Here is a 10652-nt window from a genome sequence, read left to right as displayed (position 1 = left end):
GGAGGGGGCACCGGCGCGGCGCGGACGGGGCGAAGGGCCGCCCGGAGCAGCCCAAGGGCGAGCGCCCCCGCAGCGAGCCCGCAGCGGCGCGCAGGGGGGGCCGCACGACCCCCACGCCGGGGGCCGAGGCGGGGGCGAGGCAAGCCCGCCCCCGCCCGGACCCGCCCACGCCGCAGCGGGGGCCGCCGGGGGAGCCCCGGGACCGCGCCGACGGGCGCAGGCGGCCCGCCGACAGGCCGCAGCGACCCCCGCAGCGACCCAAAGGGAGCGGAGGGGGCCCGAGCCAGGGCCAGCGCGGCCCAGGGGGCCGCAGGGGCCCTGGCCGGGAGCAAGCCCGGAGCGGAGGCCGGGCCGCCGGGCAAGGCCCGCAGCGGGCCGACCGGAGCGCAGGGGGGCCAAGGCCGAGCATACCGAAGAAGCCCCGCCTCCGGCGGGGCAACCGGGACGGGTGGCCCCCGGAGTGGGGCCGGGTCCCGGCCCGGCTCCCTGCGGTCACGCTGCCGGGCTCCCTTACTTGATACAGGGACAGTATTCCGTCACCCACCAGACCTATGGACGACTTCATGAAGAACCCCATGAGCGTTTCGGCGCTGCTGGCCCGGTCCGGCTCTGGCCGGGGCGGCCTGTGTCATACCGCCAGGGTCAAGACCTACCCCGACGGCTCCCGTGAGGTCCTGGTCTGCGACCAGGCCATCTTCCATCCCCAGGGATGGGAGAGGGCCGGGGAGCGCCCGCCCCGCCGCAGGCGGGCCCAGGAGGCCCCCGAGAAGCCTCCGGAGGTCAGGGAGCGGGACAACCTGGACCGCTCCATGCGCCGGGCCCGGGCTCAGGTCCGGGACCTGGCCCTGGCTAACCCCTTCCGCTGGTTCGTCACCCTCACCCTGGACCAGGCCAAGGTGGACCGCTACGACATGGTCAGCATTACCCGGCGGCTCAACGCCTGGTTGGACAACCAGGTGCGCCGCCGGGGCCTGGCCTACGTCCTGGTGCCGGAGCGGCACAAGGACGGGGCCATCCACTTCCACGGCTTCTTCAACGACGCGGTGAAGGCCGTGGACAGCGGCCACAGGGACAGGGAAGGGCACCCCGTCTACAACCTCCCCGCCTGGTCCCTGGGCTTCACCACCGCCATCGAACTCTACGGCGACTACCACGCCGCCGTGGGCTACGTCTGCAAGTACATCGGGAAGCAGGGCGACAAGCCCGGCGGGCGGTGGTACTACTCCGGAGGCGATCTCCAGCGCCCGGCGGTGGAGTTCGCCGACGTGAGCATCCGGGAGGCGGTGGACCTGGCCCCGGAGGGCGGGGTACACCACTTCGACGTGCCGGAGGCCGGGCTATCCTTCGTCCTGGTCCGGACCCGGCCAGTGGCAAGAGAGGAGGAACCACAGTGGCAGGGATGGGACCTGCGCTGCGCTGCCCCTGGTGGGGTCAGTGCGCCGTCCACAGCTGCGTGGGCTATGTCCGCCTGTGCGCGGAGCGCTGGGCGGCGGACCAAAGCGCCCGAACACCAGTTCGAGAATCAGGAGCAGTTGACAATTTTCGGAAAGTGAAGCCGACCGCCCAAAGCCTGGGGCCCAGGGGGCCCAGGCGGGGCGGGGCGGCAAAGTGCCCCCCGGATTCCGGGGGGCAGAAGGAGGAACGTATGAGGACAGGATACCTGTTGGAGCGGGAGGTGGGCCACGTTCTGGCCGCCCTCACGCCGTCAAACCGGCTGGTCTGCCGGGTCTGTTTACACACCGGCCTGCGGGTGGGGGACGTGCTGGCCCTACGGACGCAGCAGCTTGCGCCCCATTTCTGGGTAGTGGAGCGCAAGACAGGCAAGCGCAGGCAGGTGGGCCTGCCTGCGGGCCTGCTGCGCGACATCAAAGCCCAGGCCGGGGAGGTCTGGGCCTTTCCGGGCCGCAACCCAGCCAAGCCTAGAACTCGGCAGGCCGTGTGGGCCGACGTGAAACGGGCCGCCAAGGCGTTCCGCCTGGTCCAGAACATTGTCAATTCCCAGTTGACACACCGGCCCCGCCTGTGGTATGCTGGCTCCGTTGAGAGGAGGTGCCAACGTGACGGATATGCTGCGGATCGCTCCGGGCTCCCGCACCAGGCAGCCTTGCACTCAACAAAACGGCTATTTTGTTGGCGGGCGGGTCGATACCGCCCGCGGAAGTTCAGTCCTTGAAGAAGCCGGCCCCGAGAGGGGGCGGCTATGAATTTAAACTACGAACTCAACAAAATAAAAATTTTGTTGAGTTGAGAGGAGGGAAAAGCCCACATGGACCATAATGACTATAAATTGACCGCCCCTGAGCTGCTCCGCAACTTCCTGGTCTACCATGAGACCATTCAGGGCCACTCCAAGAAAACCGTGGACGAATACTATCTGGATCTGCGCAACTTCTTCCGCTACATCAAAATTGAAAAAGGCCGGGTGCCCCGTGACACGCCGCTGGATCAGATCGACATCGGCGACCTGGATCTGGATCTGGCTCGTTCGGTGAATCTCAGCGACGTTTACAGCTACATGAGCTACCTCAGCCGTGACCGGGTCAAGCACGCCAACAGCCCCACCTCCGGCTACGGCCTGGAACCCTCCGCCCGGGCCCGCAAGATCGCCGCCATCCGCTCCTTTTATAAGTATCTCTCCAGCAAGGCCAAGCTCATCGGCGAAAACCCCATGCAGGACCTGGATTCTCCCCGGCTGAAGAAATCCCTGCCCCGGTATCTGTCCCTGGATGAGTCCATCATGCTGCTGGAGGCCGTGGACGAGCCCAACCGGGCCAGAGATTACTGCATTTTGATCCTGTTTCTCAACTGCGGGCTGCGGATTTCTGAGTTAGTTGGTCTTAACTTGACCGATGTGCGGCAGGAACAGCTCCGTGTGCTGGGCAAAGGCAATAAAGAACGGATGATTTTCCTCAACGAGGCCTGCCGTGACGCCCTGGACGACTGGCTGGCGGAGCGAAGCCAGCAAGCGGCGGCGGACAAGAACGCCCTCTTCCTCACCCGCTCCCACACCCGCATGACCACGGCGGCGGTCCATTATATGGTAAAACAGCGGCTTTTGAAGGCGGGGCTGGATCCGGCGCTTTACTCCAGCCACAAGCTGCGCCACACCGCCGCCACATTGATGCTGCAAAACGGCGTGGATGTGCGGACCTTGCAGGAGGTGCTGGGGCACGAGAACCTGAACACTACCCAGATCTATACTCATGTGGACAATGAGAACCTCCGTGCCGCCGCCAAGGCCAATCCCCTTGGAAAGGCGCGGAAAAAGAGCAAAAAGAGTGAATAACAGAGGGCGGGTCTCAGACCCGCCCTCTGTGCGTGTGCCCTTTGCTGACCCGCTGGCCGTTCACCATCACCTGACAGAAAATCACCTTGTTGGAGGATCACATATCATGCAAGCTGTATACCCTTTGTATATTGCATTCTCTACGTTATAAATATATATCGGTCTATCTCTTACATATTTACAGTCAAATCTATGGTATTTTTCTCCTGTAGTAGTAACTATAACCGCGTTTTCTCTCCAAAAAAATAATTCTGTGTTTTGTTCTTCTAGTTCTTCCTTTATTTCATCTCGATCTTGCTCAATTTCGTTTTTCCTATTAAGCAAATTATCGTATTTTAATCTTGCACCATTTAATTCACTCTCTGTTTTTGCAATAGCTGTTTCTGTTTGCTTTCCCAATGAATAGCAGAAAATTATAAGAGTTATTGATAAAGAAAATGATATTACTGAAAAAACAAATCTAAGTTTTATTTTTTCATCGTTCTTTATTGAAATAATAAACAATATTACCGCTGCAACAGCAGCAGCAACCATAAAAATGCTTAATCTTGTTGTATCAGTAACAAGATCAAAACCTTCAATACTCATGTAACGCCTCCATTCTTTTATTACAGTTTTGTAATTTTCCTTTATATAAAGAAAACCTGCTAGAAAATTTAGTTCTGGTGAGAACCAAAAACACTCTATCACATTAGTCCAAATTTGTAAACCTAATCCAGCCCTCTGCTTCCTTATGAGGAGAGCTTTACAACAAAAAATGGCCGCCAAATGGCGGCCATTTTTCTATCTTCACTTGTTCGCCAAGGCGGACAGCTCCTCCAGGGTGACCTGGTAGGCCTTTTCGGCGTGGATCAGCCAGTCCGGCTTGTCCAACCGTACCGGCAGGGCCTCCTCCCTGTTCTCCAGGATGCGCTCCGCGATCCAGGCCAGGAAGGCCGGGTTCTTCACCAGCACCGGCCCGGTGATGTGGGTACCGATCACATTGCCCTGGCGGAAGCCCTCGGGGCCTCCCTCCTTCTCATTGCCCATACCCATGGTCATGGTCTCAAAGAGGGGCTCCTCCACCCCGCTGGTATGGGAACACTTGTTCATGAAACCCACCACCGGCTCAGCAAAGAGAGCAGTCTTTGCAATGATGTCGTGGGGCACCCGCTTGTCGGTTTCCACGGTGGCAAACCCTCCAAAGCCCAGGGTCTCATACACCGTCCCCTTCTGGTCAGTGATGGAGGTCCCCAGCAGTTCCATGGCGTTGCCGGTGAAGAGCACCAGAGAACCCTCCGCTACCTCTTTCAGGGCGTCTTTATAAGGCGTCAGCCAGCCCAGTGCGGCCTTCTGGGTGCGCTCGGTGCCCGCCCCCATGTAGATGAGGTCGGCTCCGGCAAAGTCGGGGGCATCGTCGCAGCCCACGCTCTGGATATCCACCTCAGCCCCCCGCCAGGCGAGATAGCGAGACAGCAGGGTGAGATTGGCGTACTCCCCGTACAGGCTCATGGCCTCGGGGTAGAGATGCAGCAGTTTGATATTCATATCCACCCCTCCTTATTCCGTCCGCTGGACCCGGCTGAGCAGCTTGTCCCGGTCAGAGAAGCAGGTGACCACATACAGGTCCTCTTCCCCGTCCTGTTCCAGCTGCTCCGCCGCCTGGGCCACAGTGTCCAGGCAGGAAATCTTGTCCTGAGGCACCGCCGAGCAGTCAAACCGCAGGGCCAGGTCATTGACGTACTTGCCGCACAGCACCACGCGCTTGACATGGGGAGCAGCCAGCTGATTGAAGTCGATGTCCCACAGCCAGCTGGTCTCGCCGGTAAAGTACTTCCGGCTGATGGCGTCCACGATGACCAGCACCGAGCAGTCCTTGCCGGTGTCCCTGATATACCGCAGGTTGGTGTCGTAGGCCACCGAGTTCTCGTGCTTGCTGGTGAGCAGGGTACCGTGGTGCTTACCCAGCTTGAAGGTGACCATCCGGCCGTTCTTCAGGATGTAGCTGCCCAGCACGTCGGCAATGGTCTTCTTGTCCACCCCGCACAGCCGGCACAGGGACCAGGCCGCCAGGATGTTGTACACGTTGTAGATGCTGCGGAAGCTGAGGGCAATCTCTGTGTCCCCGTCCAACACCAGCTTACCCTCTTTCAGGTCCAAACTGGTGGCGGCAAAGTCGGGCTCGTGGCGGTGGTGGCCGCAGGCGGTACAGCGATAGTGGCCGATATGGTTGTAGTGGTAAATGGTGTACTCCATTTTACCTTTACACACCGGGCACCGGGCGCCGTCGTCATAGACCCCGTGGTGTTCCGCCGTTGCGCCCTCCCAGGCCTCCAGGCCGAACCACTTCACCTTGTCGTGGCCCTGGGCGAAGCAGGACACCAGGGGATCGTCGGCGTTGAGTACCAGGGCGGTGTCGTCGTGGATAGCGGGCAGGATGGCGTCATACACCCACTCGGGATGGCCGTTGCGGGTGAGCTGATCCCGGTACAGGTTGGTGATGACGAAATGGGTGGGATGGAACCACTTGAAGCTGTAGCGGGCGTAGCGCTCGTCGCTCTCCAGCAGCAGCACGTCCCCCTTCATCTTCCCGCCCAGGGTGCAGTGGGTGAGGATGAGGGTGGTAACCCCCTCGATCTGGTTGGAACCCTCGGCGTTGTACACCACGTCTTTCCCTGCCGCTCTCAGCACGGCGGCGATCATCTCCACGGTGGAGGTCTTGCCGTTGGAGCCGGTGACGGCGATGACGTAGGAGGGCAGCTTCACCCGCCGCAGTACGTCGGGGCACAGTTTGAGAGCAAATTGGCCGGGCAGGCTGCTGCCCTTCCCCACCAGCTTGCCCACAAAGCGCAGGATCTTGCACAAAATGATGGCCAGCACCATTCTCATGGACCGTTCACTCCTTATCCAATGCGTACCCTACATTATACCCACCCTGTTACCCGGAAGTCAACGTTGGTTGGAGATTCCTGTGGTATTTTATCGATGAGAGATGAAAAGGGAGCCGCAGAACAGCGGCTCCCGGCATGGCTTCTATTCACTTAATTCCAGTGCGAACAGGGCGGCGCCCAGAGCGCCGTTGAGCTGGGCCCGGTCGGAGACGATCAGCTCCACCCCCAGCTCCCGCTGGATGGCCTCCACCACGCCCCGGTTCTTGGACACGCCGCCGGTCATCATATAGTTGGGCTCGCCCCCCAGGCGGCGGCATAGGGCGGCGGTGCGGGCGGCCACCGACTGATTCAGGCCGTGGATGATGTCCCCCCGGTCCTTGTTCTGGGCGATGAGGGACACCACCTCCGACTCGGCAAAGACGGTACACATGGAGGAAATGGCGATATCCTCCTTCCACTCCAGCCCGGCCCAGCTCATCTCCTCCATGGACAGCTCCAAGGTGCGGGCCATCAGTTCCAGAAAGCGGCCGGTACCGGCGGCACACTTGTCGTTCATCAGGAAATTGACCACGTTGCCCTGGTCGTCCAGCCTTATCACCTTGCTGTCCTGACCGCCGATGTCGATGATGGTGCGGACGGAGGAGTCCAGGAAGTAGGCCCCCTTGGCGTGGCAGGTGATCTCAGTGATGGACTTGTCCCCCATCTGAATGGCGGAGCGCCCGTAGCCGGTGGTGACGGTGGCGGCAATGTCTGCCTCGGTGAGCCCCGCCTGTTTGAGGGCCTGCTCCAGGGCACGCTCCGCTCCCGCCGAGGCCCCCGCCCCGGTGGGCAGAATCACCCCCGCCACCAGCTGGCGGTTGCGGTCCAGAATAGCCACATCCGTGCTGGTGGACCCGCTGTCGATACCCACATAATACCGTCCGCCGCTCATGGCGTTGCCTCCTTTTTTCGCCGTGGTTTGTGCCGGGACCATGGTCTCGGCAAAGGCCTCCAGCCGGGTACTCAGCTGTCCGCTGCTCCCCGCCGTATAGTCCGACTCCAGCTTGAGCATGGGCACACTTAGCTCATGGCGCAGGCCGGAGTATTCAAAGCCGTAGTAGTCACAGAATTTCACCGTGTGGTACACCACACCCTTGAGATGGGGGTCGTTGACCAGCTGCCGCCGCCCGGCGGCGTCGGTCATCCGCATACAGGGGATCTGCTCCAGCAGAGCCCCGGCGTACCAGCCCATCAGGGAATCAAAGTCCCCGCCCTCCGGCGGCGGGGCCACGCTGCGGTTTTGGACGCAGGTGTCGTTGCGTACCGGCAGGGGGAGCGCTTCCTCCATGGCCTCAAAGAGCATGTCCCCTACCCTGCCTCCCAGCACGCTGAGGTAGGGCTCCGTGGGCCGGTCCAGAGGCTGGAAGGCCGCCCGGAAGGCTTTTTCGTCAAACTTGGTGCCCTTGTAGGCCCCGTAGGCTTCCGCCAGGGCCAGCAGCTCCCCCTTCATCCGGGTTTTGGCGCAGTCGCCCCCGCAGTGGAGCAGGTCCATCAGGTAGAGGAAGTCCAGCTTGCCGTGCTGGAGCAGGATGTCGTACACGCTGCGGATCACGTCGCAGCAGTTGACCAGCACCAGCTCTCGTACCTGCCCGGACAGGCAGGCCTCCAGCACCGCCTTGCCGAAGCCGCACAGGTTGGGATGGCCCAGCTGGTCGCTGAGGGGAAAGGAGTCTGGCATCTGGTCCAGCACCACGCACTCGCCCCCCAGGGCGCGCAAAAGCTCCACCGGGGTGTATTTACAGATATAGTGGGTCATGTCTGTCCCCCCTTTCCCTGCTTGAGCAGCTCCACAAAGGCCTCCATGCGGGTGGCCAGCTGGCCCTCGCCGCCGTGGCTGCGGTCGCAGCCGTCGCCGTCCAGTACCAGGGTGGGGATGCCGGCGGCCTCAAAGGTCTCCTTAGCCAGCTGCGCCCCGCCCAGGGTGTGCTTGCAGCCCCAGTGGCAGAACCACACCGCTCCATCGGCCTTGAGCTGGCGGGCGGCCTCCACTCCCTTCTCAATGCGCCGGGATACCGGGCCGTTGAAGGCGGAGTACACCACCCGCTGGGCCATGGCCTGGTAGGGGTCGGCCGAAAAGGCGGGCTGGATGCCCTCAAAGCACATATCGCACCCCACGATCTGCACGTCCCGGTTGAAGTCGGTGACCTGCCGCAGGGGGGCTACCCAGAAGGGTGTGGTGTGGTGCCACAGCAGCCGCACCCCCTCCGCCGGGGCCGCCTGCTCCACATCCTTCAGACACTGGAGGGTGAAGGCCTCGGTCTCCGGGGTGCCCAGCAGAATGTGGAGGGCGAAGGCGGCGAACATCTCCCCCGTCATCTCACAGGGGATGCACTTGTCCGCCTTCAGGGTCATATAGCGGTGGTAGTTGGCCAGGCTCCGGTTGCTGCGGGCCACCGTCTCCTCCAGCGCGGACTGGCTCAGCTTCTGGCCGGTCTGCTGCTCCAGAAAGGCCACCATGTCCCGCAGCTGGTCGGCTACATAGTCCACGGCGCTCTGGTCGGTGCGGTAGGGCACATCCACCATGAAGTGGGGCACGTCAAAGTACTCCGCCAGCCGCCGGAAGGTGAGCATATTGGCGTCGCAGGCCAGGGTGGTGGACAGAATGAACCGAGGCTTGGGCATCAGGCCCTTCTCCGCCGCCCCGATGAAGATTTTATGGTAGGAGCAGAAGGTCTCGGGCAGGCCCTCGCTCTCGGCGTAGCGGAGGAAGGCCCCCTCCGCCTGGGTGCCGGAGAGGAAGCAGCCGAAGCCCTCGCAGGAGTAAGGGGACAGCCCCAGCACCTGGAGGGGCTCACAGGGCAGAAACAGGCTGACCATGGCCGCCTTGTCCGGATGGGCCAGGGGCGCGATCATGGAGTTCATGGTCTGGACCGCCACCATCTGGGCGGACTTGGTAGTCAGCTTGCCGGGGGCCAGCTTTAATTGCAGGTTTTTGGCCCGGTAGCCGGTGGTAAGCCATTTCCGGGCCTTTTCCGGGTTTTTGTCGCACAGGGCCTGAATCCAGGCCCCGAAGGATGTGACGATGTCTTTCATGGGAAACCTCGCTTGGGAAGAAATAAATGAGGGCGGGCGACCGTAAAGGTCGCCCCTACAAAGAGGTAGGGGCGGGGTTTACCCCCGCCCGTTTCCCCTTAGGGTTTGCAGATGCCGCAGGGAGCATACCCCTGATCGATGAGATCCTGCCGGGAGCCGGTATAGTCTTTCCGGTTATCTTCACTCATAGAAGCGACGCCGGAACAGTCAGGCAGGTGAAATTTCATGGAGTTGGTGTTCAAAACATAGGTTCCTTCCTCCCCCTCCGGGCTGCCGGCAGTCTGAGCCGGAGCAGAGGCCTGGGGCAGCGACTCACCGCTTGCAGCACTCTCGCCGGTGGCATAGTCAATGGTGACGCCCGGCTGGACGTTGTAAGCGTATGCACAGAAAGTGACCCCTTCCCCGCTGTCCTCTACACTGTATCCCTCCATCAATACGCCGGAGGCCACCAGGTTATCTCCTTCAAAAACAGGAGTGACCCGGTAGAGTACATGGTTGCCAGTCTCCTTTACATAGTCGGCAACCATATTTTCAAAGGGCAGCATTCCATCCACATTCATGTATCGGGTGCCGGTGATCAGATTCTTTTCGTTGGCATTTTCCCCGGTCAGCTGGAATCCGATCAGATGGCAGCGATTGTAAAGGTACTTCCCATCCACCCAATCGTACTTCACTGTCTGCCAGCCGGAAGGTTTTACTTGCCCGATGCTGCCCCGTTCCTCAGTGGGCATCAGGTCGGTCCCGACACAGGCATAAGCGACGCCGCAGCGGCCCAGATCATCCAGGTCACTGTAGGATTCAAAGGAGGTTGTGGTATAGTCATCCTCTGTAAAGTATGGAACATTGTCATTGACCGCCACATAAGGGCTGCCGTCATAGGGCGGCAAATCGGACATGGAATAGACCTGGGCGGTGTCGTCGGGCCGCTGACAGCCGGTCAGCAGACAGCACAGCAGACTTAGAGCCATCAAAGCGGAAGAAATACGTTTCATCGGGTATAGACCTCCTTGGTCAGGGTTTTGTGTGAAGTACCGGGAAAGTCAACGGTGGAAATAAGTCGGAAGCCAGCCGCTACAGGTTCAAAATCCAGATACTGATCAGCGGGATAGGTTCGGTTCCATCTGTAAAGGAGAACCCCCTCCACCCTGTCCAGCACCTGGGTCAGGGGTGGGAATTCGGCGAAGCAGAACTCCCCCGGACCAGCCCGGAGCAAAAAGTCTTCCGCCGAGTGGAGGTTGGCGGGGACGGGATCGAACTGTCTGGCGGTATAGGGGCTGACCCACAGTGCGCGCTCCCCTGCCGCCATCAACAGGTCGGCCCGCAGCAGACGGTCCATGCTCTGCCGCCTTCCGTTAAAGGCCATACCGCCCTTGTCATCCACGCACAGGATCAATACCATTTTTGCCCACCTCCCGACAAATACG

At 61.2% G+C, this 10652-nt stretch carries 10 protein-coding genes; 3 read left to right on the top strand and 7 right to left on the bottom strand.

The window, feature by feature from the left end:
• The first annotated feature begins 563 nt into the window (after positions 1 to 563).
• From Q0K43_RS03985 to Q0K43_RS03980, 3 genes are all read left to right on the top strand, one after another.
• Positions 564 to 1553, top strand: a complete 990-nt coding sequence (locus Q0K43_RS03985) for a rolling circle replication-associated protein (RefSeq protein ID WP_297289276.1) — start codon at positions 564 to 566, stop codon at positions 1551 to 1553.
• A gap of 92 nt (positions 1554 to 1645) precedes the next feature.
• Positions 1646 to 2173, top strand: coding sequence for a tyrosine-type recombinase/integrase (locus tag Q0K43_RS11715; RefSeq protein ID WP_366086136.1), 528 nt, complete (start codon positions 1646 to 1648; stop codon positions 2171 to 2173).
• A gap of 93 nt (positions 2174 to 2266) precedes the next feature.
• On the top strand, positions 2267 to 3286 hold the full coding sequence (locus Q0K43_RS03980; RefSeq protein ID WP_297289275.1) for a tyrosine recombinase XerC: 1020 nt from the start codon (positions 2267 to 2269) through the stop codon (positions 3284 to 3286).
• Positions 3287 to 3367: 81 nt separating this feature from the next.
• Here the strand turns inward: Q0K43_RS03980 and Q0K43_RS03975 are convergent, their stop codons facing one another.
• From Q0K43_RS03975 to Q0K43_RS03945, 7 genes are all read right to left on the bottom strand, one after another.
• The gene (locus Q0K43_RS03975) at positions 3368 to 3874 is read right to left on the bottom strand and encodes a hypothetical protein (RefSeq protein ID WP_297289274.1); all 507 of its coding nucleotides are present in this window, start codon (positions 3872 to 3874) and stop codon (positions 3368 to 3370) included.
• Between the two features lie 201 nt (positions 3875 to 4075).
• Positions 4076 to 4813 carry a hypothetical protein gene (locus Q0K43_RS03970; protein WP_297289273.1) on the bottom strand — a complete coding sequence of 246 codons (738 nt, stop codon included), beginning with the start codon at positions 4811 to 4813 and terminating at the stop codon, positions 4076 to 4078.
• 12 nt (positions 4814 to 4825) lie between these two features.
• Positions 4826 to 6154: a Mur ligase family protein gene (locus Q0K43_RS03965; RefSeq protein ID WP_297289272.1), complete on the bottom strand. Its 1329-nt coding sequence runs from the start codon at positions 6152 to 6154 to the stop codon at positions 4826 to 4828.
• 144 nt (positions 6155 to 6298) lie between these two features.
• The gene (locus tag Q0K43_RS03960) at positions 6299 to 7951 is read right to left on the bottom strand and encodes an acyl-CoA dehydratase activase (protein ID WP_297289271.1); all 1653 of its coding nucleotides are present in this window, start codon (positions 7949 to 7951) and stop codon (positions 6299 to 6301) included.
• Entirely contained in the window at positions 7948 to 9228 is a 1281-nt protein-coding gene (locus Q0K43_RS03955) for a 2-hydroxyacyl-CoA dehydratase subunit D (protein ID WP_297289270.1), read from the bottom strand. Before Q0K43_RS03955 ends, Q0K43_RS03960 begins: the two co-directional genes overlap by 4 nt.
• Before the next feature lie 98 nt (positions 9229 to 9326).
• Entirely contained in the window at positions 9327 to 10220 is an 894-nt protein-coding gene (locus Q0K43_RS03950) for a DNA/RNA non-specific endonuclease (RefSeq protein WP_297289269.1), read from the bottom strand.
• On the bottom strand, positions 10217 to 10627 hold the full coding sequence (locus Q0K43_RS03945) for a hypothetical protein (RefSeq protein ID WP_297289268.1): 411 nt from the start codon (positions 10625 to 10627) through the stop codon (positions 10217 to 10219). Before Q0K43_RS03945 ends, Q0K43_RS03950 begins: the two co-directional genes overlap by 4 nt.
• Between the last annotated feature and the right edge of the window lie 25 nt (positions 10628 to 10652).

It is taken from the genome of uncultured Flavonifractor sp., assembly GCF_944383115.1.
Taxonomy (GTDB): Bacteria; Bacillota; Clostridia; order Oscillospirales; family Oscillospiraceae; genus Flavonifractor.
The sequence above is the reverse complement of the archived record's forward strand: the minus strand, read 5'-3'. Positions and strand labels throughout refer to the sequence as shown.